Below are 22,681 nucleotides of genomic sequence, written 5' to 3' on the forward strand. Positions count from 1 at the left end.
ACCGGAAAGTTTTCACCGGCACGACCGCTGGAGCGTGTAAGTAAGTGAGCAAACTCCTCCTGGCCGCGACCTCTCTGGACGTCACGCCACCGCCCGGCCACCGGCTGGACGGGTACGCCGCCCGCACCGCTCCCGCGACCGGGACCGCGGACCCGCTCCGCGCCACCCTGATCTGGCTCGGTACGGCGGACGACCCGGGCGTGCTCTGGTTGACGCTGGACGCGATCGCGGTCGGCAAGGAGTTGGTCGCCGACCTGGCCGCGGCCGCCGGAGCCGCGGCCGGCATCCCGCCCGCGCACGTGGTCGTGTCCGCCTCCCACACCCACTCCGGCCCGTCGGGCTGGACCGGTGAGATCCACCCGGTCATCCCGGCCGAGCGTGAGCCGGAGCTGGCCGACGCATTGATCGCGGCAGTGGCCAACGCCTCCCTGCCGCGCCGGCCGGTGACCGCGTCCTGGCGATCGATCGAGGTCGTCGGCGTCGGCGCGAACCGGCACCGCAAAAACGGCCCGCACGACAACACGGCCGGCATCCTCGCACTGCACTCTTCGGGCGGCTCGCTCGAGGCGGTCCTGTTCGACTTCGCCTGTCACCCGACGACCTACGGCCCGGAGAACCTGCAGTGGTCCGCCGACTGGCCCGGAGCCGCCCGTGACGCGCTGGCTCCCGCGGTGGTCGGCTTCCTTCAGGGTGCCGCCGGCGACGTCAGTCCGCGCTTCACCCGACGCGGTCGAGGTGCGGCGGAGGTCGCCCGGCTCGGCGGCCTGCTCGCATCCCGGGTCCGCGAGGCCCTGGGCGGCCCCGGCCTGGAGCTACCACAGTCGGCACCGGCCATCCGCCGTACGACGATCACCCTCCCGGTCCGCGACATGCCCGCACCGGAGGAAGCAGCGTCCACGGTGGCCGCCGCCGCAACCGCCGTCCGCAACGGCCTCCACACGACCCCCACGCCCGACACCCCCACCGCCCTCCACACCCCGCCAACCGACCCCTACGCCGGCCTCCGCACCGGCCTAGGCAACGCAACCGGCGGAACCCTCGGCGGAGCGGCCGATCCGTCCACTGGGGCCTTTGGCGCGGTGGACGATGCAACAGGCGGCCTCGGTGGAGCGGATGGTCCGTCCACTGGCGCGCCTGGTGGAGCGAACGGTGCTTCCGGTGGGGCCGGTGGCGGGGTGGGTGATTCGTCGGGCGGGGTGCTTGGTGGGGTTCTCGGTGGAGTGGATGATCCGTCCGGTCGGATCGCGCTGACGCGGCTGGACGGTGCGCGCGGTCAGTCACTCATGGCGGCGGCCGACCTGCCGGACCAGCTGGAGCTGCCGATCAGCGTCGTGACCCTCGGGGACGTCTGCTGGGTCAACCTCCCGGTCGAGCTCTTCGCCCTCCACGGCGCCTGCCTGCAGGCCGACAGCACCCACCCCATCACCCGAGTCATCGGCTACACCGACGGCTACTACGGCTACATCGTCGACCCCTCCGCCGCGGAGTCCGGCGCCTACGAAGCCCTCATCACCTTCTTCGACCAACCCACCACCAACACCCTCCTCACCCGAACAGCCACCTTCATCAACACCTGAGCTCCTGCGCCCCCCGCGTGGGTGTTAGTCGACCGGGACGTTGACGGAGTGAAGGCCTGTTGAGCCGTTGGGGGCGGGGGGCGCGGAGGCCTCGATCTGGGGGTTGCCCTTGGCGTCGAACGCTCGTACCTGGAGGACGTGGTTGCCGCGCGGGGCGTCCCAGGTCCAGTGCCATTGGCGCCAGGTGTCGATGGACGCGTCCGCGGCCAGGGTGGCTTGTTGCCAGGGGCCACCATCCACCCGGACCTCGACCTTCGAGACGCCGACGTGCTGGTCCCACGCCACGCCGGCCACGGTCACCGGGCCCGCGGTCACCTTCTTGCCGAACGGTACGTCGATCCGCGACGACAACTTGATCGGCCCGAGCTCGGACCACCCGCGCGGCGTCCAGTACGCGTCGAACAGGTCGAACCGGGTCACCTCGATGTCCGTCAACCACTTCGTCGCCGAGACATAGCCGTACAGCCCGGGTACGACGACCCGCACCGGGAACCCGTGCTCGACCGGCAGCGGCTCACCGTTCATCGCGTACGCGAGCATCGACTGCCGATCGTCGAGCAGCGTGCTCAGCGGCGTACCCGCGGTGAAACCGTCCTTCGACGTCGACTTGATCGCGTCCGCGTCCTTCGACGCACCGGCCTCCTCAAGCAGGTCCTTCAGCAGCACGCCGGACCACAGCGCGTTGCCGATCAGGTCGCCGCCGACCTCGTTGCTGACACAGGTGAGCGTCACCCACTTGTGCATGACCTGACGCTTCAGCAGATCGTCGAACGTCAGCACGAGCTCGCGATCGACCATGCCGTGGATGCGCAGCTTCCACTCCGACGGCAGGATCTGCGGCACCGACAGCGCGGTGTCGATCCGGTAGAAGTCGGCGTTCGGCGTCACCCACGGCGTCGCTCCCTCGGCCTGCACCCCGGCCGGCGGATCGAGCGTCGGCGGCTTGGGCAGGTTGAGCGCCTCCCGCGCCTCGGCGACGGCCGCGCGGTTCCCGCCGACGACCCGTCCGAGCGCGCCGATCGCGGCGGATCCGATCGCCACGCCGGCTGAGAGCTGGAGGAACCCGCGTCGGCTGACTCCGTCCGCAGGGTTGTCGACGAGTGGCGCGAGTCGTTGGGCGAACAGCCTGAGGATGAGCAGCGCCGTGACACCGGCGACTGCCGACGGCACAAAGCCGGTCTGCCCGCTGTCCGGTCTCGTCGCGGCCGCGACGACTGCCACTCCCGCCAGTACGACGGTGATCGCGGCACCGGCCCAATAGCGACGTACGGCGAGAACTCCGCCGACGGCAGCGAGCACGCTGACGACGAGGAGGATGCCGACGCGGAGCGCGGTCTTGTCGTTGGTGCCGAACCAGGCGATCGCGAGGTCCTTCAGCCACGGCGGGACCCGGTCGATGAACGCGGATCCGATCGCGACGACCGGTGTCTGCCTGGTCCCGAGGAGACCCGCCGCCACACTGCCCGCGGCCAACCCGGCCAGCGCTGCCAGCACCCCGCCGACGGCTGCTCGCCACCACACGGCGTCCCGCCAGCCGCGGGTGTCCGTCCCGCCTGGTCCCGACGGGTCCCCGCCCTGACCGGCGTCGTACCCGAGGCCGACACGGTCGTAGCCGTGCTTGACGTCCGTCGCGCCCCGGCCCGGTGGTGGGGACTGATCGGCTTGGTTCACCTCTCAACGATTACGCGGCGGGGCGCCCGACACCAGTCGAGCGCCCCATCCGTTAGTCGCGGGTAATGCGGTTGTTCAGTTGTCGGGGTGGGTCAGATCCGTTCGGGAGCGATCGGCCCGAGGTTCGGCCGGCCGTTCGGCCAGCGGCGGGCGTTGTCGCGGACCCGGCGAAGCTTGCCGAGCACGACCTCCCGCTCGTCGGCCAGCTGCGACATCCACAGGCTGTCGATCTCCAGGAGGTGGTCCGGCAGTGCTTCCCGCAGCCGCCGCTTCCCCTCCTCGGTGAGGACCGCGAACGAACCGCGGGCGTCGTCGGGACAGGGCTCCCGGCGCACCAGACCGAGGTTCTCGGCGCGGTCGACCAGCCGGGTGATGCCGCCGGTGGTGACGGTCAGCTCCCGGGCGAGGGACGTAAGACGCTGTTTCTCACCGTGGCTGCGGGCGAGCCGCAGCAGCAGTTCGAACATTGCCATTTGCAGACCACTGCGCTTGAGGGAATGGCGCATCACGTGATCGAGTTCGGCCGCTGCTTCACGCAGCAGGCCGTACGCGGTGATCACGTCGCTTTCCCAGGGTTCGGCGGCACGAGTGGGTTCTGCATCGGCGAGCGCTAGGGGCGAGCAAAGCGAAGGCGCGATGGTCATGCGCGGACTCTATTAGCTGACTAGGTCACTTCGCTACACGGGGTGACCTTTCGGCTACGGATCGACCCGGAACCGCAAGCGACCTGAGCGTAACCGCCGGGCGGTTCCGCCTGCCGGGCGGGTGCCTGATGCTCCTATAGAGCGCCGGGTGTCAAGTTCGGGGTGAGGGCTTGGGTGATGAGGGGTAGGAGTTCTCGGCACAGGGCGCGTTTGAGACAGCGCATGATTTCTTTGGTGGTTTTGCCTTCGGCGCGTCGTCGGGTGACGTAGGCGCGGGTGGGTTCGTGGTGGCGCATGCGGACCAAGACGATGGTGTGCAGGGCTGAGTTGGCGTGGCGGTCGCCGCCGCGGTTGAGGCGGACGCGGTGGGTGCGGCCGGAGGCGACGGCAACGGGGGAGGTTCCGCAGAGCGCGGCGAAGGCGGCGTTGCTGTGGAGGCGGTGGGGGTTGTCGCCGGCGGTGGTCAGCAGCTGGCCGGCGGTTTCGGGGCCGACGCCGCAGCGCTCGAGCAGCGCGGGTGCGGTGTGGCGGGTCAGGGCGCGGAGTTGGGTGTCGGCGTCGGTGATTTCCTCGGTGAGGTGCTGGCAGCGGCGGGCGAGGCGGCGCAGTGCGGTCTTGGTGGCCTGGACCGGGTCGGCCGGATCGGTCGCCGGGCGGAGCGCGATGGCGTGCTCGAGGAGTTGGTCGGTGGGCAGGCTGGCGAGTTGGCTGCGCAGCGGCTCGGGGGCGGTGACGACCAGGTGCTTGAGCGTGTTGGTCGCGGCGGTTCTGGCCTTGACCGCGCCGGAGCGCGTGGCCCGCAGGACGCGGATGGATTCCACCACACCGGTGCGGGTCTTCGGCGCGCCGGTCGCGGTGCCGGCCAAGACCGCGCGGGCCGCGGCCTCGGCGTCGATCGGGTCGGACTTGCCGCGCTGGCGGCGGGTCTGCCGGTTCGGCCGCGACACCTCCACCACCTGCACGTGTTCGGCGGTCAGCAGCCGCGCCAGTGAGGCGCCGTAGCTGCCGGTGCCCTCCACCCCCACCGCAGCTAGCTCGCCATGGCCGCCCAACCAGGCCAGCAGCCGCTTCTCTCCGGCGGTGGTGGCCGGGAACTGGGCATGGGCCAGCAGCCGGCCGAGATGATCCACACACGCCGCGGTGTGGGTATCCAGGTGGGTGTCGACCCCGCCGACAACCTGACCTGGCCCCGCGATGTCGGTGACGGCGAAGTGGGTAGTGCTGATCGGGTCTGTCATCGTAGAGACAGCCGTCCTTTCCATCTGCGAACCGGTACGGACGGCACGCACCGCCGGCTGGGCGGACAGCACATGGACGGGCCTCTGAGACAGGCTCCTATCAGGTCACGTTCCGTCCGGCCGGTGCGTGCAGCTCGCCGGCCAAAGACAGATCAGGCAAAAGTCAACCCCGCTCGGGGTGACGGTGGATAACTGGGTCACCCGGCCGGCAAGCACATCATCCATGTGGATAACTTCCGCGGCGGTCGGGCGATTTTTGCCAGCCTTGGTGCGTCAGGTTTTCGGCCAACGGATCGGGGAGCGCGATGAACGACAACGAGGACCAGTCACCCTACGGCCGCGGGTTCGTCGCCGCCTCCATCGTGGTCGCCGCCGTCCTCCTCTGCGGCGCCCTCCTCCTCATCACCGGCCTCACCTCGGACTCTTCCAGTACGTCGTCCGCCAACCCAACCCGAACGACCACCAACCTCGGCGACCCCACCGACCCCGGCAACGGCCGGCCGGCCCCCGGCACCGACCCGGCCACCCCCGGAGCCGACCCGGCGACGCCTGGCTCCGGCGCTGACTCAACCGGCCCCGGCACGGGCTCGGCCGGCCCAGGCGCCGGCTCGGACCGGTCTGCTCGGCCGGTGGCGGCGGGCTGGCGGTGCTCGCTCCCGGCGGGTGACCAGACCGTTCCCAGCAAGCCCCCGGTCGCGGACGGCTGGGACGTCAGCCGCCACGTCGTCGTACCGCGCTCGTCGACCTTCGGGCCCGCGACCACCGACCCCGACGGCTTCCGCCGCTGCTTCGCCCACTCACCCACCGGCGCCGTGTACGCCGCCTACAACGTGATCGCCGCCATCTCCGACCACCGCCAGGCGATCCCGACCGCCCGCAAGCTCATGGTCCCCGGCCCCGACACCGACGCCCTGATCCGCGAGCTGAAGTCCGAGTCCGACTCCTCCGGATCGGCGCCCACGCAGGTCGCCGGCTTCCGCGTCCTCGACAACGGCACCGACCGCGTCACCGTCATGCTCGCCCTCCCCGTCGAGTCGGCGTACATGAGCGCCACCCTCACCCTCGTCTGGTACGGCGACGACTGGCGCCTCCGACCCCCATCCCCAGGCCAACCCGTCGGCGCCCCGTTCGCCCAGCACCGCGACCTGGCCGACTTCACCCGCTGGAGCGGAATCTGATGTGCGGAAAAATGGAAATCGGCTGCCACATCAAGCAGGGCTTCCAGTCCGTCGCGACCAACGCCCTTGATCTACTGCGGGAGGGCTCCAACGAGGCGGCCCTGAGCTCCCTGCACTCCGCGGCAACCTTCTGGATCGTGCCCAAGTCGCCGACCCTGGCCCAGGAACACGGCGAGACCTGGGTCGACAGCAAGACAGTCGGCTACCTGCAGGATCAACTGGTGACCGTGACGGCGGGAGTCCTGGTGATCGCGATCCTGATCGCCGGCATGCGCACCGCGTGGGAGCACCGCGCGCGACCGCTTCAGGAGCTGATCAAGGCGACCCTGATCTTCGTCGCGGTCAGCGCGGCGGGCGCGGCGTTCCTGCAGTTGCTCACCAGTTGGTCGGACGACTTCGCGGTCTACATCGTCAAGCACGCGCAGGACCAACCGTCGCTCACGAGCGCCTTCGGTGGCGAGGTCGATCGCGACGGCACGACCATCCGTCTCGTCTCCGACTCGGTGCCGACCCTGCTGGCCATCAGCATGTACGGCGCGGTGATCATCGCGTCATGCATCCAGATCGTCCTGATGCTGGTGCGGTCGGCAATGCTGGTCCTGCTCGCCGGAACCTTTCCGCTGGCGGCCGCGGCGACCAACACCGAGATGGGCCGGAACTGGTTCAAGAAGTACTGCGGCTGGGCACTGGCGTTCATCGCCTACAAGCCGGCGGCCGCACTCATCTACGCGGCGGCCCTGAAGCTGAGCAGCCAGAGCCTGTTCGGCCCGGTCGACAGCGTGATTCAGGCGATGACCGGAGTCATGATGCTCCTGCTGGCGATCTTCGCTCTGCCCGCGCTCCTCCGGTTCTTGGTGCCGGTGACGGCGGCTGTGGCGGGTGGGGGGTCGGCTATGGGGAGTTCGGTGGCTGATCCGGGTGGGCTGGCGACCGGGGCGATCAGCGTGGGGCGGTCGGTCTTCGGTGGTGGGTCTTCGAGCGGTGGTGGGTCTTCGGGCGGTGGCGGGTCGTCCGGTGGTGGGGGTGGCGGTGCGAGTGGTGCCAAGACGGTTGGTGCGGCGGCCAGTGTGGGGCTCGGGGCCGCGGGGGTCGCGGTGAACGGGGCTCGCAAGGCGGCGGGTGGTCTGGCCGGGGCCGCGTCGCACTCGGCCGGGGAGTCGGGTGGTGGCTCGGTCACGCCGACGTCGTCGTACGGCCCGATGGCTCGTGGCGGCTCGCGCGGGCGCTCGTCCTCGAAGAGCCGGTCCAGTTCGTCCGGCAGTTCCACCGCCCACGAACGGATCCCCGAACCCGCCGGCCCCAGCGGCAGCCGGTGACCCCGTCCTCCGCGCCGCTTGTCAGTGGGGTGGGACAGGATGACAGCATGGCGGGTATGGGGTTGGAGCGGATCGCGTTGATCTCGGACGTTCACGGCAACCTGACCGCGCTGGAGGCGGTGCTGGCCGACATCGAGGGGCGGGGGATCGAGCGGATCTTCAACCTGGGCGACTACGTCGGCAAGGGGCCGCGCGGGCAGGAGGTGGTCGACCGATGCCGCGAGGTGTGTGAGGTGAACATCCTCGGCAACTGGGACGACTTCCTGCCCGACCCCGATCGCGAATACGACACCGAAGCCCTGCGCTGGTGGAAGAAGGAGCTGCGCGAAGACCAGTGGACCTGGCTGCGCGCGCTCCCGTTCTGCCACGACTTCCGCCTGAGCGGCCGGCAGCTCCGCCTCTTCCACGCGTCGTCGACGAGCGTTCACCGGCGCGTGCGGTTCGACCACGACGAGGCGGAGTACGTCGGCATGTTCGCGAACACCGACGCCACCGGCGACGGCCCCATCCCGGACGTGGTCGGGTACGCCGACACCCACGACCCGTTCTACGAGTCGGAGTTCGGGCGCACGCTGTTCAACATCGGCTCGGTCGGCAACAGCCTGAGCGACCCGACGCCCGTCTACGTGATCCTCGAGGGCGTGCCGGAGTCGCCCGAGCCGGCGCCGTTCTCGATCCAGTTCGTCCGGGTGCCGTACGACGCGCGCGCCGAGCTCGACGTCGCCCGCGAGCTCGGCATGCCGGAGCTCGACGGCTACGAGTCCGAGATCATCGAGGGCGTCTACCGGGGCGACCTCTACGCCGGCACGTCCCCGACGTACCACCGGCGGTCCTGCCCGTCGTGAGCCTGGACACGAACCTTCGGCAACGGCACGGTGAACAAGCCCGGGACGACTTCGGGGCCACAAGCAACTATCCCCAGGTTGTCCACAGGCTGTGGATGCGCTCGGGGGTCCAGGCCGGTTCCCCGACCCGGCCGACGTGCGAGGCAGGGGTAGTCGATGCCTAGAGCAACGATTAGTGATCGACCAGGAGCGCTTCGGAGCCGACCGGTTGGTAGCCGGCCGCCAGGAACGCCCGGAACGACGCGGCGTTACCGGGAGTGACCTGCGCCCAGATGTGCGCGTCCGGCGGGATCAGCGCACGGGCCGCCCGAGCGAGCCGGCGACCGTGGCCCACGCCCCGGGAGCCTTCGGGTACTTCGAGCGCACACTCGAGGCGATCCGCCAGACCACGGCCCGTGAGCACGAGGCCGCCGTACGGGTCGACGTACACCCGGACGTCGTTGCGGTACCGCAGGGCGCGTTCGACGCGCGGATGAACGTGGTCGGCGAGCTCGATGAGACCGGCGGTCGCTTCGGAGCGCTCGTCGGGATCGGTGAGAGCCGGGGCGAGCAGCATCGCGTCGATCGCGTTGACCCGGCGGCCGGTGCGCTCCTCCAGGGCGGACAGGAACGGCGGATTGGTCGGGGCGGACAGGTCTCCCGGCGGCACCCGCGCGGCGACCCAGGCCGGGTCGACGTCCGCGGCGACCACGATGTGCCCGGTGAATGCGGCCACACACGCCTCCCGCGGCGACGGCGCCGGGACGACCGTGAGGCTCAGGTCCGGGGCCGGGAAGACGCCGCGTTCGATCCCGCGCAGAATGTCAGCCAGAGTTGTCATCACGAGCCATTGTGGAGGAGACCCCTGCACGGCTCGATCCACTGACGCGACGGAGGCGACACATGCGGAAGCCGCAACTGGTGAGGACCGACGGACTGCCCGACCGGGTGACCATCTACGAGGTCGGCCCGCGCGACGGGTTGCAGAACGAGTCGGCGGTCATCGACGTCGCGGTCAAGGCGGAGTTCATCCGCCGGCTCGCCGAGGCCGGGCTGACCACCATCGAGACCACGAGTTTCGTCCATCCGAGGTGGGTCCCGCAGTTGGCCGACGCCGCCGAGCTGCTGTCGGCGCTCGACCTACCGGACGCTGTCCGGGCGCCGGTCCTGGTGCCGAACGAACGCGGCCTCGACCGCGCGCTGGCCGCGAACGTCCGGGAGATCGCGATCTTCGCCAGCGCTACGGAGACGTTCGCCGCGAAGAACCTGAACTCCACGCTGGACGAGCAGTTCGCGATGTTCACGCCGACGGTCCAGCGGGCGCTGGGCGAGGGGTTGGCGGTCCGCGGGTACGTGTCGATGTGTTACGGCGACCCGTGGGAGGGCGACGTACCGATCGATCAGGTCGTGAAGGTCGGCGTGCGTCTGGTCGAGCTCGGTTGCCACGAGTTGTCCCTCGGGGACACGATCGGCGTCGCGACACCGGGTCAGGTGAGCGCGTTGCTCGAGGCGTTCGGGGCGGCCGGGGTCGGTGTGGAGAAGCTGGCCGTGCACTTCCACGACACGTACGGCCAGGCGCTCGCCAACACCCTGACGGCTCTCCGCGAAGGCGTCACCACGGTCGACAGCTCGGCCGGCGGCCTCGGCGGCTGTCCGTACGCCGAGAGCGCGACCGGCAACCTGGCCACCGAGGACCTGCTCTGGCAGCTGGACGGTCTGGGCATCGAGACCGGCGTGGACCTGGAGAAGCTGGTCGCGACCAGCACCTGGATGGCGCGGCAACTCGGCAAGCCCTCCCCGAGCCGCGTGGTCCAAGCCCTCGCAGGCTGAGAGGGGGTGGGCTACCGTCGGAGGACTGGGCCGGGGGTGGCATGAGCGTCGAAGTGGTGTTCTGGGCTGTGGTGCTGGCGCGGTTCGCCCTGCCGTTGCTCATCCCCCAGTTCCCGCTGCCCGCGATCATCGGGTGCCTCCTGCTCGACGGGGTCGACCAGACGATCTTCCAGGCCTTCGGCTTCGACCCGCCGTTCTACCAGAGCTACGACAAGGCGATGGACGTGTTCTACCTGTCCGTGGCCTACCTCGCGAGCCTGCGCAACTGGACCAGCCGGGCGGCGGTCGGGATCAGCCGGTTCCTGTTCTTCTTCCGGCAGGCCGGCGTGGTGCTGTTCGAAGTGACCGGGCTGCGGTTCCTCCTGCTGGTGTTCCCGAACACGTTCGAGTACTTCTTCATCGCCTACGAGGCGGTCCGGTCGCGGTGGAACCCGGCCCGGTTCGACGTCAGGTTCTGGCTGCTGGTCGCGGCCGGGATCTGGCTCGTCATCAAACTGCCGCAGGAGTACTGGATCCACATCGCGCAGCTCGACGTCACCGATCTGATGGCGGACACGACGTGGTTCGGGCCGTTGCTGGCGGCCGCCGTACTCGGTCTGGTGGCGATCCTGCTGATCGTCGTCCGCCCGCGGCTGCCGCGGCCCGACTGGACGTGGAAGCTGACGGCCGACCCGCTGCCGACGGAGATCGACGACGCGAGTGAGCGGGCCGCGTTCCAGGCCGCGCACCGGAAGGTGTTCGACTCGGCGGCGGTCGAGAAGATCTTCCTGATCGGCCTGATCAGCGTGATCTTCGGCAACGTGCTGCCTGGGGTCCGGGCGACCGACCTGCAGATCTTCGTCAGCATCGCCGTCTACGCGGTGATCAACTCCGCGATCGGCCTGTGGTCGGCGCGGCGCGGGCGGTCGTGGGACTCGGCGGCGATGTCGTTCGGCGTCGTGTTCGCGACGAACGTCGTCCTGGTCACGATCGCCGACCTGCTGCTCCGGCGCGGCGACCTGTCGCTGGTCGACACACTGTTCTTCATCTTCCTGTTCAGCATCCTGACCACGCTGTACGACCGGTACCACCCGGTCTCCGAGTACCGCGCCACCACCGCGGTCACCCCGCGCCCGCTGACCGGAGAGGAATCATGACCGACCTGATCGTCCTCGGATTCCCTGATCTCGCATCGGCCGAAGAAGCCCACCGCCGGGCCACCGAACTGGAGGCCGGCGGCGCACTCGAGCTCGGCGGCGCCGCCGTGGCGTTTCGCCGCGACGACGGCGAGGTCGATCTGATGCACCCGCTCCGGCTGACAGCTGCCGGGGCCGTCGCCGGCGCGGCCAGCGGCGGGCTGATCGGCCTGATGCTGCTCGTCCCTGTGCTGTCTGCTGCGGTCGGCGCCGCTGCGGGGGCCGTCGGCGGGAAGGTTTCCGCCGAGATCCTCAACGCCAAGTTCGTCCGCGACCTCCGCGCGACCCTCACGCCCGGCCACGCCGCCCTTCTGCTCGTGGTCCGGACGGTGATCGACGGCGACAAGGCCATCGCGGAGCTCAGGCCACTCTCCCCGGAGATCATCCGCACCACCTGGACCGAACACGACGAACGCCGCCTCATCGCCGCCCTGACCCAGCCCACCCAGTGACCACCGCCGCCGGTCAGCCCGCGTGATGAGGGCCGGCGGTCAGCCCGCGTGGTGAGGGCCGGCGGTCAGCGGGACTCGGGCGGTCCGGCCGGCGTACGCCAGGTGGTCAGGCAGAACGGGTGGCCCGCCGGATCGAGGAAGACTCGGAAGCTGGACGGTTCCGGCTGTACGGCGGTCGGCGTGGCACCGGCCGCGATCACGCGAGCCTCCTCCGCGTCGAGGTCGGCGGTGCTGAAGTCGAGGTGGCACTGCTGCGGCACCCGCGGATCCGGCCAGGTCGGCGCCCGGTAGTTGAGGTCCCGCTGGAAACCGAGGCTGAAGCTCTCGAACCGCAGCTCCACGAAGTTCTCGTGAACGACGGTCAGCTCCCCGCCGGCGACCCGCTGGTAGAACTCGGCCAGCTCCAACGGCTCCGGACAGTCCAACGTCGGCCCCCAGAACGGCGCTACCACCGCCTCGTCACCACCCGCACGGCGCGACCGCAGCCGGGGACCACGGCACGACCGCAGCCGGGGACGACGGCATGACTGCTGACCGGGGAGACGGCTCGATCGGTGGCCGGGGTCACGGTTCGATGGGGCGGCGGATTCGGCGGACCAGGCTCTTGTCGGCGTACTCGCCGATCCGGTACGTCGACCAGCCGTCGACGCCGGCGCCGACCGCGCCCCCGAGCAGCGGCACCCGCCGCGTCACGGTGAGTGCCATCCGCTTGCCGCTGATCCGGGCGATCAGCTCGGCGACGACCTCGCCCGCGACCTGGCGGTCGAGCTCGGGGTCGAACACCGGCGCGGTGGCGATCGCGAGCGGCGAGGTCGGCAGGCTCGACTTCTTCAGCCGGTCGGTCACACCGTCCTCGCCGAGCAGACAGGTGATCACCGCGGTGCGGACGCGGGGGTCGTCCAGGTCGTACCCCCGCAGGTGCGCGATCGCGGCGACCATCCGGGCCTGGACGATCGCGAGGCCGGTCAGGTTCGCCGGCAGGGCGACCGGGAGCGTGACGAGTCCGCCGATGCTGGTGACGAAGCCCTGGACCCCGGCCAGCCGGATGTGCTGGTCGATCACGGCGTCGATAGCCAGTTGCGCGTCACCGGACGACTTGGCGAGCTTCGCCTCGGCGACCTGCTCGGCGCCGGGGAAGCGTTGGTACCCGTCGATCGCGATCTCGAGAACCTGACGCAACACACCCGCCGCGGCCTGCGGGGCGAATCGCTGTGCGGCGGGCGCGAGACTGCTCGCGACGAACCTGGCTACTCCGGCCACGGTGCTCCTTCCCGCCCTCCCCGCCTCGGAGGCTGGGCGTGCTTCAACTCTACGTGGCTCCGGGAACACCGCCACTCGGGAGAATCCCTGGCCTTTCCTGGAGTCGCCGTGGAGGCGGCCGAGCGGTCAGGCCAGGCGGACCAGCGATCCTCCGGCGGTGATGCCGACGGAGGTCCGCACGCCGGCCACGGTCAGGTCGACGACGTACGTCGTACCGACCCAGCGCGTGGCGTACGTGACCGCGCCCGAGGCCCGGACCGGGGCGATGAACGACAGGATCGAGGCGGAGTATCCCGACCGCGCGAACATCAGCGTCGGCGCGGACTTGCGCGCGGTGATGGTCGGGTAGTGCCAGCCCTGGATCGGGGCGGTCTGCGCCTGCTTGAGCAGGATCGCGCCGGGCGGCAACGCCTGCTTGTACGGCACCTGGAACAGGATCGTCCGGGTGTTCTCGCCCGGCTTCATCGCCAGGGCCGTGGTCCGCGAGTACACCGACGCCTGCTGGTCCGACGGCAGGTGCCAGAGCGTCTGGAACTGCTGTGCCGTCTTCGACGCCCCGCGATCCAGCGCGACGACGACGTCCGGGTCCTTGAGCACGAGGACGGCGCGAGTCCGGCTGATCCCGGCGCCCGGTACGTCAGTGAACTCGTAGAAGTCGGCGTTCGGCTTGATCAGCGACCTGGTCAGTGTGGTCGCCGGAGCGGTGTCGGCCGAGAGCGGCGTGGTCATCACACTGTGCGCGAACGGGCTCTTCGCCCACGTCCGCCACATGTCGGTCTGGTAGCCGGCGTGCCCGCTGTCGATCAGGATGTCGCGGCCGCGGGCGGTGTAGGTGAGGGACGTGTGGTCGCTGTGCCCGTGCAGTGCCCGGCGCGGGCCGAAGCGGACGCTGTACGTCGACTCCTGCGCGAACGACCGGGTCTCACCCCAGCCGGTGCGGCCGAAGACGTAGCCGGCCGAGTACGTCCCGACGCGGTCCGCGGGAGCGATGCCCTTGGTCCCCAGCGAGCCGGCGTACTCGGTCGGCGTACCGACGGACGCGGCCGTGTTCACCACCTCGGAGTCGCCGATCTGGTGCAGCTTGCCCAGCGAGTTCGTCGCCAGCGCGAGCCACTTCGCCAACAGTTCCCGGCGCGACGAGATCGTCGTACCGGGGTCGGCGCCGCAGTCCCGGAGGACCGTGATGGCACGGCCCCAGAGGGAGTAGTTGAACTGCGCGTACGCGGTCGACTGCTCGTTGGTCGAGCCCTCGGGGTCGATGGAGGTGGTGATGCCCGCGGCCAGCCGTTGCTGGGCAAGATCCTGGTAGTCCGTGCGGTTGAGCAGGCAGCCGACGCCGAACAGCGCGAGGCTCTCGTCGGTGCCGTGGTTCCAGGCGCCGCTCCAGTTGTTGACCAGGAACGTGGCGTGGTCGATCAGCGACTTGTCGAGCCAGGCGTACTCCGCCGGGAGCTCGGCGACCCCGAGCCCGGACAGGACGGCCTGCCGGACGCAGATGAGCACGTTGGTCCGGTGCATGGTGGACTCCCACGCGCCGATGTCGCTCTTCCACGAGTACGGGTTGTCCTGCGTCCAGTCGCGGGCGATCGCGCTGACCCGCGCCAGCGCGTCCAGGTTCCCCTCGCTGCCGGCGATGATGCCCTGGCCGAGCCAGCGCAGCGAGTGCAGCCACATGTACCAGCTGGGGTTCTTGTACGGGTTGAGCCGCCAGTTGACGTTCCCGGTGCCGTCACCCACCTTGTACGGCGCGAAGCCGCCCCAGGCCCAGGTGTCCTGGTAGAGGAACTCGACCGGCGTGGCGTCGTCGACCGAGCTGAAGCCGGAGCACGTGTACGTGCCGGCCGCGGCGGCGCGCGCGGCCGGTCGCCGGGTGATGTCGCGTGCCGGCGCGGCCGTCGCCGCGACCACGTTGTTGCTCCCGGCCACGAACTGCGCGCCGGCCGGCTCGGGGAGATCCGGCTGGACGGCGATCCCCGGTGAGGACGCCGTAGCCGATCCGGCACTCACGGTGACGAGGCCGGACGCCACGAGGGCAGCCAGAAGTAGTCCCTTGATCAAGAATTCCCCCACCTATTCCGGACCCGCCCCCGAGTCGCAGGTGATGTGCTGGACGACTGTCTCACACTTCCGGCGGCGCGAGGAACCACGACCTGCCGGGCGCTCGGTGAATCGGGGTAGCGGGTGCGCCGGCGGCGGAGGAGTGGTCCAGGATGGTGGTGTGCCTGTCGAGCCAGCTGCTTCTGTGTGGGACTTTCCGCCGGTGGCGGTCGCCGGGACGAGTGACATCGTCGCGGGTGGCGCGGATCTGCAGCCGGGAACCGTCCTGGAGGCGTACCGCCGCGGGCTGTTCCCGATGCCCGACCACCGGGGCTCGCTGTTGTGGTGGTCGCCGGTCGACCGCGGGATCATCGAGGTCGCTGGTTACCGGCCGTCCCGGTCGGTGCGGCGGGCGCGGAGCAAGTTCGAGATCCGGGTGAACACCGCGTTCGACCAGGTCATCCGCGCGTGCGCGGACCCACGCCGGCCCGGATCCTGGATCGACCGCGGCATCATCGCGTCGTACACCGAGCTGCACCGGCTCGGCTGGGTGCATTCGGTCGAGGCCTGGGACGGGGACGAGCTCGCCGGCGGCCTGTACGGCGTCGCGATCGGCGGGCTGTTCGCCGGTGAGTCGATGTTCCACCACAAGACCGACGGCTCGAAGGCGGCCGTGGCGGGGCTGATCGAGCTGCTCGACGACGAGTACGCCGACCAGCGCGTCCTCGACATCCAATGGGTCACCGACCACCTCGCCACCCTCGGCGCCGTCTCGATCCCCCGCGAAACCTACGTCCGCCGGGTCGAGCAGGCCGTCACCCTCCCCCTCCCCAAGGCCTTCACCTGAGGCCGACGAAAGCAGCCATCTGCCGGGTCGCGGACTCGAAGAACGCATCCGCCGGATCCATCGACCCCACCAGTTGCCCGAACAACTCGAAACTGATCATCCCGAACAACTGCGTCCACACGATGACCGTGCGCACCAGCGCCGGTGGTGGAACTCCGGGCGCCAACGCGACGAGCACCTGCACCTGCTCAGCCAGTACGCCGTCCGGCTCCGGAGCGTCCGGTGGTACGACGAGCGAGCCGTCGGCATGGGCGCGATCCAGCAGTCCGAGCAGGAGGATCGGGACCCGGCTGGCCGGCTGCACCGTCGTCTGCGGTGCCTGGTACCCGCTGATCGGTGACCCGTAGATCAACGCGTACAGGTACGGATTGGCGCGCGCCCAGTCCCGGACCGCTGCGCAGATCGCCGGCCACGCGTCGACTGGCCGGTCCTGGAGAGGCTCGCCTGCGGCCTCCGCTGCCTCGCCGAGGGCGTTGTAGGCGTCGATGATCAGAGCGGTGAGGAGGTCGTCGCGGCTCGGGAAGTAGCGGTAGATCGCCGACGACACCATGCCCAGTTCGCGGGAGATCGCGCGCAGCGACAGGTCTGCGGCGCCCTCGGTCGCGAGTTGGCGGCGGGCGATCGTCTTGATCTCCTCGGTCAGCTCGGCCCTGGCCCTCTCACGTGCGGTGCGTCCGGCGTTCATGACAGCAGTCTGCCACAGAATCGAGAGCAGTGCTCTTGACAGTGAGCATTGCTTCCGTGTTCACTGATCACAACAGAGAGCACCGCTCTCGCAAACCGTGAAGGACACGATGATGCCGGAGTACAAGCAGACCTACGACAGCAAGCGCGTGATCACCGCCGCCGAGGGCAGCATGCGGGTCTTCAACCGGATCGTCGCCCGGCTGACCAAGCTCGGCATCAGCCTGATGGGCAGCCGGGTGCTCTCCGTCCGCGGCCGCAAGACCGGCGACTGGCGCAGCACGCCGGTCAACCTCCTGGTCATCGACGGCCAGCGCTACCTGGTCGCGCCGCGCGGCCACACCCAGTGGGTCCGCAACCTGCGGGTGAACCCCGAGGGCCGCCTCCAGCTGGGCCGGACCGTCGAGACCTTCCGCGCCGAGGAGGTCGCCGACCCGGACAAGACCGACGTACTCCGCCTCTACCTGAAGAAGTGGGCCTGGGAGGTCGGAACGTTCTTCAGCGGCGACGTCACCAAGAACTCTCCGGACGCCACCCTCCACCACATCGCCCCGGGCGTCCCCGTGTTCAAGATCCACGCCGCCTGAGCCCGGACTGTACGGAGTGCCCACCCCGCCTGAACCCGGACTGTACGGAGTGCCGCGGCCGGCGGCGCCGTCGGCGGTCGGGCCTGGCGGCCGTCATCGGGGTGCTTCCGGGGACGGTTCCGGCTCGACGTCGGCGATGGAGCGGACGCGGGGGATCGCCGATGCCGCGATCCAGACGGTTCCGATCGGGATGCCGAGTGCCCCGACGAGCACTGCTGTGCGGGCGCCGTACTGGCCGGCGATGAGGCCGCCGAGGCCGGCGCCGATCGGGACGGCACCCCAGGACACCATCCGGTAGGCGGCGTTGACGCGTCCTTGCAGTGCGTCCGGGACGACGGTCTGGCGGAGGCTGGTCGCGTGCACGGTGGCGATGCCGGTGCCGAGGCCCATCAGGAAGAATACCGAGGACAGGATCGTCATCGCGGTCGCCTGGTCGTTCATCAGCACGAGCGCGACGGATGCGGTGTTGCCCACGAAGATGGTCACGAGCAGGACGCGGCCGTAGCCGAATCGCCCGGCGACCCGCGCGCCGAACCACGCGCCGAGGAAGGTGCCGGCCGCGCCGATGGTGAAGGCAAGGCCGACCAGGGCCGGACTCATGCCCAGTTCGCGGACGGTGTAGACCATCAGGCCGACCAGGAAGAGCTCGAAGAAGAGGTTGTAGGTCGTGGACTCCGCGACCAGTGGGCGGAGGTACTTGTTGCGGACGGCGATGCGGATGCCCTCCACGACCTCGCGCCGAGCTGATCGGTGGGGTGGGCGCCGGACAGGTTCGTCGACGTCGATCCGGGCGACGGCGACGGCGGAGAGCAGGTAGCCGGCGGCATTGAACAGTACGGCGAACGGTGCCGTGAGAGCCTGGACGAGCAGGCCACCAAGACCCTTGCCGCCGATCTCGGCGGCCGACTGCGTGGCTGTCAGCTTGCTGTTGGCGTCGAGCAGCAGCTCCGGTTCGACCACGCGTGGCAGGAACGCGAAGTCGGAGAGCTGGTAGACGACGGTGAGGACGGTGGCGGCGAAGACCAGCACGTAGACCAACTCGATCCGTGCGGCGCCGAGCCAGACGAGGGCCGGGACGGCGGCGATGAGGACGAATCGGCCCAGGTCCGCGCCGATCATCAGCGGCCGTCTGCGGCAGCGGTCGACGAGGACGCCGACGGGCAGCGTGACCAGGAGGAACGGCAGGAATTGCATCATCCGCAGCACGCCCAGCTCGCCCGGGGTCGCGGACAGGGTGATCAGCGCGAGCAGCGGCAGGGCGAGCTCGCCGATCTCGGCGCCGAACCAGGACGCGCTCGAACCGGCCCAGAGCCGGCGGAAGTTGCGATCGGCCCACGCCCGCGCGGTCATCAGCCACACCTCTCTGTCGTCGGTGCTGGGCAGCCTTCTTCGCTGAGGCAACGCTCGGCATCAGGCATTTGTCCTATTTGCGCGGATCGCGACCTCAGATGCCCCGAGCGCGGACGTGAGACGTCCGAACATGTTCGTGAGCGGCTCGACCATGGCCTGTCGGTTCTCAGCGGACCCATGCTCGAAGACCTGCAGCATCGTCCCGCCACTGTTCACCCGAGCGACAGGAAAGAGAGTCATGAGCGCGAACACCGAACACCTGCGCAGCCTCGAGCCGCTGCTGGGGACCTGGAAGGTCGAGGGACCCGGCACCTCAGGGACGGTCCAGTACGCGTGGCCTGACTTCGACGGATGGATGCTGCAACACATCCGGATCGTCGCCGGCACCCAACCGACCCGCGGCCTCGAACTCATCGGGTACGACGCCGAGACCGGGACGTTGCGATCGCGCTTCTTCGGCAGCGGCGGAGAGCTGCTCGAGTACACATATGTTCTCGAAGGCCGGGTCCTGACCATCTACCACGGAGGAACCGACTCTCCGGCGAAGTTCGTCGGTACCTTCAACGACGACTTCACAGTCAACACCGGAGCCTGGAGCTGGCCCGGAGGCGGCTACGAGTCCACGATGACGAAGCAGACCGAAGGTAGCGATGTCCCGGAGTGACAACCCGGGCGCCGACCGTCCGCAGCCGCGGACCGGGCCGTTCTGGGACGGTGTGAACGGCTGGGCGCCGGTTCCGCCGGCCGCGCGGACCCTGGGCTTCGAGTTCGTCGACTTCGACCCGGACGACGCGGTGATCACGCTCGCCTTCACCGCCGGGGAGAACCTCACCAATCCGAACGGGAACGTCCTGGGAGCCTTCCTGGCCGCGATGCTGTTCGACACGGTCGGCCCAGCGCTCCTCGCAACTTTGGCACCCGACGAGTTCCAGTCCACCCAGGAACTGACCGTGCGCTTCCTGCGTCCCGTTCGTCCCGGCCGGCTCCGGGCCGTGGGGCGGGTCGTGGAACGCCAGGGCGACCGGGCGCAGCTCGAGGCGACTCTGTTGGACGACCAGGACAACACTGTGGCCACCGCTACCGCGTTCGCCGTCGTCGTCCCGCTCCGCACGGCGGCGACAGCTCCATAAGCCGTGGCGGGCCTGCGAAGATGGCGGGATGATCAGCCCGGAACAGGTTCACGAAGCGCCGAAGGTCCTTCTGCACGATCATCTGGACGGTGGGCTCCGGCCGGCGACGGTCGTCGAGCTGGCGCGGGAGATCGGGCACACGCTGCCCCGGTCGGACGCGGGCGAGCTCGGCGCGTGGTTCGTCGAGTCGGCCGACTCGGGGTCGCTGGAGCGGTACCTGGAGACGTTCGACCACACGGTCGCGGTGATGCAGACCGCCGAGGCGATCACCCGGGTGGCGAGCGAGTGTGTACAGGATCTGGCCGCGGACGGAGTCGTGTACGCCGAAGTTCGGTACGCCCCCGAGCAGCACCTGACGAAGGGGCTCAGCCTCGAGCAGGTCGTCGACGCGGTCCGGGAGGGCTTCGAGCACGGGATGGCGCACGCGGAGCGCCCGATCGTCGCCCGCCAACTGCTGACCGCGATGCGGCACAAGGCGCGCTCGATGGAGATCGCCGAGCTGGCCGTGGCGTACCGCGACGCCGGCGTGGTCGGGTTCGACATCGCCGGCGCGGAGGCCGGCTACCCGCCCACCCGGCACCTGGACGCGTTCGAGTACCTACAGCGGGAGAACGCGCACTTCACCATCCACGCCGGCGAGGCCTTCGGGCTGCCGTCGATCTGGCAGGCGATCCAGTGGTGCGGGGCCGACCGGCTCGGCCACGGCGTCCGGATCATCGACGACATCACGTACGACGAGACCGGTGACAAGGCCGAGCTCGGCCGGCTCGCGGCGTACGTCCGGGACCAGCGGATCCCGCTGGAGATGTGCCCGAGCTCCAACCTGCAGACCGGGGCGGCGACCTCGATCGCCGAGCACCCGATCGGCCTGCTGGCCAAGCTCCGCTTCCGGGTCACGGTCAACACCGACAACCGCCTGATGAGCGGTACGTCGATGAGCCGCGAGCTGACCCTGCTGGCCGAGGCGTTCGACTACACCCTGGCCGACTTCCGCTGGTTCGCGATCAACGCGATGAAGTCGGCCTTCCTCCCGTTCGACGAACGCCTGGCCATCATCGACGACGTCATCAAGCCCTGGTACCGCGACGCCCTTCAGACCGAGCGCTGATACGTGCGGAACGCTCGGGTGGAGAGCCAGGCGACCACCAGGGTGAACGCCAGCAGGTAGGCCGAGTGCCGGGCGACCGACGACCAGTCCGGGTCGGCGGACAGCGCCTGGCGGGCGGCGACGGCGGCCCAGTCGACCGGGTTGAACCGGGCCGCGACGTTGACCCAGCGAGGAGCGACGTCCGGATCGATCATGATCGAGGACATGAACGTCAGCGGCAGCGAGACGAACTGCGAGATCCCGATCAGTGCCTCCTGCTGACGGGTCAGCAGCGCGACCGCGTTCGACAGGGAGCCGAAGGCCGTGCCGATCAGCATCGACGCGCCGATCGTGACCGCGTATCCGGCCGGGCCGCCGTCCCACCGGGCGCCCGCCGCGATGCCGATCGCGAACACGAGCACGGTCTGGATCAGCGTGGTGGTGGCGTTGCTGATCAGCTGACCCGCCATCAGCCCGCCCCGGCTGACCGGCGACGCGAGCATCCGGTCCATCACGCCGCGCTCCATGTCCGCGATGAACGTCGTACCGCTCCAGCCGCTGTTCATCAGCGCGGTCATCATCACGATCCCCGGCGTGAGGAACGCGATGTACGACGAGTCGGAGAAGCCCGGGAGGTCGACCACGCCTTTGAACAGCTGCCCGAACAGCAGCAGCCAGATCGCGGGCTGGATCAGCGTGAACGCGATCAACGCCGGTTGCCGGTACTGCGCCCGCAGCCAGCGACCCGTGATCAGCGGGGTGTGTCCGGTGATCGTGCTCATCACGCCGCCTCCCCTTCGACCGAGGCCTCCCGGAACGACCGCCCGGTGTAGCGCAGGTACACGTCGTCCAGCGACGGCCGCGACACCGTCACCGCGGTGACCGGAATCGCCTTGTCCTCCAGGGTTCCCAGTACGGCGGGAACCGCGGTCGCACCGTGGTCGACGCGAGCCCGCAATGTGTTGCCCTCGACAACGATCTCGCCGATGCCCGGTAGCCCACCGAGCAAACCGCGGACCCGGCCGTCGGTGTCCGGCGAGACCAGCTCGACGTGCACCGAGTCGCCACGCAACTCGGCCTTCAGGCCCTCCGGAGTGCCCTCGGCAACGACCTTGCCGTGGTCGACGATCGCCAGCTGATCGGCCAGCCGGTCCGCCTCCTCGAGGTAGTGCGTGGTCAGCAGTACGGTCAGACCCTCCTGGCCGGACAGCCGGCCGACCTCGTTCCAGAGGTCGGCCCGCGCCTCGGGATCGAGCCCGGTCGTCGGCTCGTCGAGGAACAACACCTGCGGCCGGTGGACCAGACCGAGCGCGACGTCGAGTTTGCGCTGCATGCCACCGGAGTACGTCTTGACCTGGCGGCCGCCGGCGTCGGTCAGGCCGAACCGCGCGAGCAGTTCCGCGGCACGCCGTACGGCGTCGGCTCGGGACAGACCGTAGATCCGGCCGCTGAGGACGAGGTTCTCGACCCCGGTCGCCTGCGGATCGGAGCTGGACTTCTGCGGGACGTAGCCGATCGCCCGGCGTACCTGGTCCTGGGAGCGGTTGACGTCGTACCCGGCCACGCGGGCCGTGCCGGAGTCGGCGCGGGACAGGGTGGTGAGGATCTTGACGGTGGTGGACTTGCCGGCGCCGTTCGGGCCGAGCAGCCCGAGAACGACGCCCTCCGGGACGCTGAAGGTGAGACCGTCGAGCGCGCGGAGAGGTGGCTTCTTGCGACCGGCCGGGTACGTCTTGACCAGGTCGGCCGCTTCGAGGGCATGCGTAGTCATGCTGGTGACTCCCTTGTGGTGAC

General features: G+C 69.9%; 23 protein-coding genes. 12 read left to right on the forward strand and 11 right to left on the reverse strand.

What is annotated here, in order from left to right; all coding sequences use genetic code 11:
* The first annotated feature begins 44 nt into the window (after positions 1-44).
* Positions 45-1,577 carry a hypothetical protein gene (locus ACQPYZ_RS00620; protein ID WP_433164148.1) on the forward strand — a complete coding sequence of 511 codons (1,533 nt, stop codon included), beginning with the start codon at positions 45-47 and terminating at the stop codon, positions 1,575-1,577.
* Positions 1,578-1,601: 24 nt separating this feature from the next.
* Here ACQPYZ_RS00620 and ACQPYZ_RS00625 read toward each other — a convergent pair whose 3' ends face one another.
* The 3 genes from ACQPYZ_RS00625 to ACQPYZ_RS00635 form a co-directional block, all read right to left on the reverse strand.
* The gene (locus ACQPYZ_RS00625; RefSeq protein ID WP_433164150.1) at positions 1,602-3,248 is read right to left on the reverse strand and encodes a molybdopterin-dependent oxidoreductase; all 1,647 of its coding nucleotides are present in this window, start codon (positions 3,246-3,248) and stop codon (positions 1,602-1,604) included.
* A gap of 92 nt (positions 3,249-3,340) precedes the next feature.
* Positions 3,341-3,892: a MarR family winged helix-turn-helix transcriptional regulator gene (locus tag ACQPYZ_RS00630; protein ID WP_433164151.1), complete on the reverse strand. Its 552-nt coding sequence runs from the start codon at positions 3,890-3,892 to the stop codon at positions 3,341-3,343.
* 134 nt (positions 3,893-4,026) lie between these two features.
* Positions 4,027-5,202: an IS110 family transposase gene (locus tag ACQPYZ_RS00635; RefSeq protein ID WP_433157307.1), complete on the reverse strand. Its 1,176-nt coding sequence runs from the start codon at positions 5,200-5,202 to the stop codon at positions 4,027-4,029.
* A gap of 233 nt (positions 5,203-5,435) precedes the next feature.
* On the opposite strand from ACQPYZ_RS00635, the gene ACQPYZ_RS00640 reads away from it, so the two are divergent.
* The 3 genes from ACQPYZ_RS00640 to ACQPYZ_RS00650 are packed head-to-tail and all read left to right on the forward strand — an operon-like array spanning position 5,436 to position 8,469.
* Positions 5,436-6,308 carry a hypothetical protein gene (locus ACQPYZ_RS00640; protein WP_433164153.1) on the forward strand — a complete coding sequence of 291 codons (873 nt, stop codon included), beginning with the start codon at positions 5,436-5,438 and terminating at the stop codon, positions 6,306-6,308.
* An 11-nt stretch (positions 6,309-6,319) separates the two neighbouring features.
* Entirely contained in the window at positions 6,320-7,624 is a 1,305-nt protein-coding gene (locus ACQPYZ_RS00645) for a hypothetical protein (protein WP_433164154.1), read from the forward strand.
* A gap of 56 nt (positions 7,625-7,680) precedes the next feature.
* Positions 7,681-8,469: a metallophosphoesterase family protein gene (locus tag ACQPYZ_RS00650; RefSeq protein ID WP_433164156.1), complete on the forward strand. Its 789-nt coding sequence runs from the start codon at positions 7,681-7,683 to the stop codon at positions 8,467-8,469.
* Between the two features lie 172 nt (positions 8,470-8,641).
* Here the strand turns inward: ACQPYZ_RS00650 and ACQPYZ_RS00655 are convergent, their stop codons facing one another.
* Positions 8,642-9,289: a GNAT family N-acetyltransferase gene (locus ACQPYZ_RS00655; protein ID WP_433164157.1), complete on the reverse strand. Its 648-nt coding sequence runs from the start codon at positions 9,287-9,289 to the stop codon at positions 8,642-8,644.
* Between the two features lie 62 nt (positions 9,290-9,351).
* Between ACQPYZ_RS00655 and ACQPYZ_RS00660 the strand changes: the two genes are divergently transcribed.
* Genes ACQPYZ_RS00660 through ACQPYZ_RS00670 form a run of 3 tightly spaced genes read left to right on the forward strand, consistent with a single transcriptional unit; the run spans position 9,352 to position 11,905 of the window.
* Complete coding sequence (locus ACQPYZ_RS00660; protein ID WP_433164159.1) at positions 9,352-10,278, forward strand: hydroxymethylglutaryl-CoA lyase; 927 nt, start codon at positions 9,352-9,354, stop codon at positions 10,276-10,278.
* Positions 10,279-10,319: 41 nt separating this feature from the next.
* On the forward strand, positions 10,320-11,414 hold the full coding sequence (locus ACQPYZ_RS00665) for a hypothetical protein (protein ID WP_433164160.1): 1,095 nt from the start codon (positions 10,320-10,322) through the stop codon (positions 11,412-11,414).
* On the forward strand, positions 11,411-11,905 hold the full coding sequence (locus tag ACQPYZ_RS00670) for a DUF1269 domain-containing protein (RefSeq protein WP_433164162.1): 495 nt from the start codon (positions 11,411-11,413) through the stop codon (positions 11,903-11,905). The genes ACQPYZ_RS00665 and ACQPYZ_RS00670 overlap by 4 nt, the downstream gene beginning before the upstream one ends.
* A 65-nt stretch (positions 11,906-11,970) precedes the next feature.
* Here ACQPYZ_RS00670 and ACQPYZ_RS00675 read toward each other — a convergent pair whose 3' ends face one another.
* From ACQPYZ_RS00675 to ACQPYZ_RS00685, 3 genes are all read right to left on the reverse strand, one after another.
* Positions 11,971-12,330 (reverse strand): VOC family protein, encoded by a 360-nt coding sequence (locus tag ACQPYZ_RS00675; protein WP_433164164.1) that lies wholly within the window; start codon positions 12,328-12,330, stop codon positions 11,971-11,973.
* 139 nt (positions 12,331-12,469) lie between these two features.
* Positions 12,470-13,165, reverse strand: a complete 696-nt coding sequence (locus tag ACQPYZ_RS00680; RefSeq protein ID WP_433164166.1) for an EcsC family protein — start codon at positions 13,163-13,165, stop codon at positions 12,470-12,472.
* A 126-nt stretch (positions 13,166-13,291) separates the two neighbouring features.
* Positions 13,292-15,235, reverse strand: coding sequence for a heparinase II/III domain-containing protein (locus tag ACQPYZ_RS00685; protein WP_433164168.1), 1,944 nt, complete (start codon positions 15,233-15,235; stop codon positions 13,292-13,294).
* Positions 15,236-15,383: 148 nt separating this feature from the next.
* Between ACQPYZ_RS00685 and aat the strand changes: the two genes are divergently transcribed.
* Complete coding sequence (gene aat / locus ACQPYZ_RS00690) at positions 15,384-16,049, forward strand: leucyl/phenylalanyl-tRNA--protein transferase (protein WP_433164169.1); 666 nt, start codon at positions 15,384-15,386, stop codon at positions 16,047-16,049.
* Here aat and ACQPYZ_RS00695 read toward each other — a convergent pair.
* Positions 16,042-16,734 (reverse strand): TetR/AcrR family transcriptional regulator, encoded by a 693-nt coding sequence (locus tag ACQPYZ_RS00695; protein ID WP_433164171.1) that lies wholly within the window; start codon positions 16,732-16,734, stop codon positions 16,042-16,044. The genes aat and ACQPYZ_RS00695 overlap by 8 nt on opposite strands.
* A gap of 112 nt (positions 16,735-16,846) precedes the next feature.
* Between ACQPYZ_RS00695 and ACQPYZ_RS00700 the strand changes: the two genes are divergently transcribed.
* Positions 16,847-17,320 carry a nitroreductase/quinone reductase family protein gene (locus ACQPYZ_RS00700; protein ID WP_433164173.1) on the forward strand — a complete coding sequence of 158 codons (474 nt, stop codon included), beginning with the start codon at positions 16,847-16,849 and terminating at the stop codon, positions 17,318-17,320.
* A gap of 93 nt (positions 17,321-17,413) precedes the next feature.
* On the opposite strand, the gene ACQPYZ_RS00705 is transcribed toward ACQPYZ_RS00700, so the two are convergent.
* A complete protein-coding gene (locus ACQPYZ_RS00705) occupies positions 17,414-18,670 on the reverse strand; it encodes an MFS transporter (RefSeq protein WP_433164175.1) in 1,257 nt (418 codons plus the stop codon).
* 238 nt (positions 18,671-18,908) lie between these two features.
* On the opposite strand from ACQPYZ_RS00705, the gene ACQPYZ_RS00710 reads away from it, so the two are divergent.
* The 3 genes from ACQPYZ_RS00710 to ACQPYZ_RS00720 are packed head-to-tail and all read left to right on the forward strand — an operon-like array spanning position 18,909 to position 20,908.
* On the forward strand, positions 18,909-19,334 hold the full coding sequence (locus ACQPYZ_RS00710) for a hypothetical protein (RefSeq protein WP_433164176.1): 426 nt from the start codon (positions 18,909-18,911) through the stop codon (positions 19,332-19,334).
* The gene (locus tag ACQPYZ_RS00715; protein WP_433164177.1) at positions 19,321-19,800 is read left to right on the forward strand and encodes a PaaI family thioesterase; all 480 of its coding nucleotides are present in this window, start codon (positions 19,321-19,323) and stop codon (positions 19,798-19,800) included. Before ACQPYZ_RS00710 ends, ACQPYZ_RS00715 begins: the two co-directional genes overlap by 14 nt.
* Before the next feature lie 28 nt (positions 19,801-19,828).
* Positions 19,829-20,908: an adenosine deaminase gene (locus ACQPYZ_RS00720; protein WP_433164179.1), complete on the forward strand. Its 1,080-nt coding sequence runs from the start codon at positions 19,829-19,831 to the stop codon at positions 20,906-20,908.
* Here the strand turns inward: ACQPYZ_RS00720 and ACQPYZ_RS00725 are convergent.
* A complete protein-coding gene (locus ACQPYZ_RS00725; RefSeq protein ID WP_433164180.1) occupies positions 20,893-21,669 on the reverse strand; it encodes an ABC transporter permease in 777 nt (258 codons plus the stop codon). The genes ACQPYZ_RS00720 and ACQPYZ_RS00725 overlap by 16 nt on opposite strands.
* Positions 21,669-22,658 carry an ATP-binding cassette domain-containing protein gene (locus tag ACQPYZ_RS00730; protein ID WP_433164182.1) on the reverse strand — a complete coding sequence of 330 codons (990 nt, stop codon included), beginning with the start codon at positions 22,656-22,658 and terminating at the stop codon, positions 21,669-21,671. The genes ACQPYZ_RS00725 and ACQPYZ_RS00730 overlap by 1 nt, the downstream gene beginning before the upstream one ends.
* Positions 22,659-22,681: the final 23 nt, after the last annotated feature.

Origin of the sequence: Kribbella sp. CA-247076, from assembly GCF_050942445.1 — a bacterium.
GTDB lineage: Bacteria > Actinomycetota > Actinomycetes > Propionibacteriales > Kribbellaceae > Kribbella.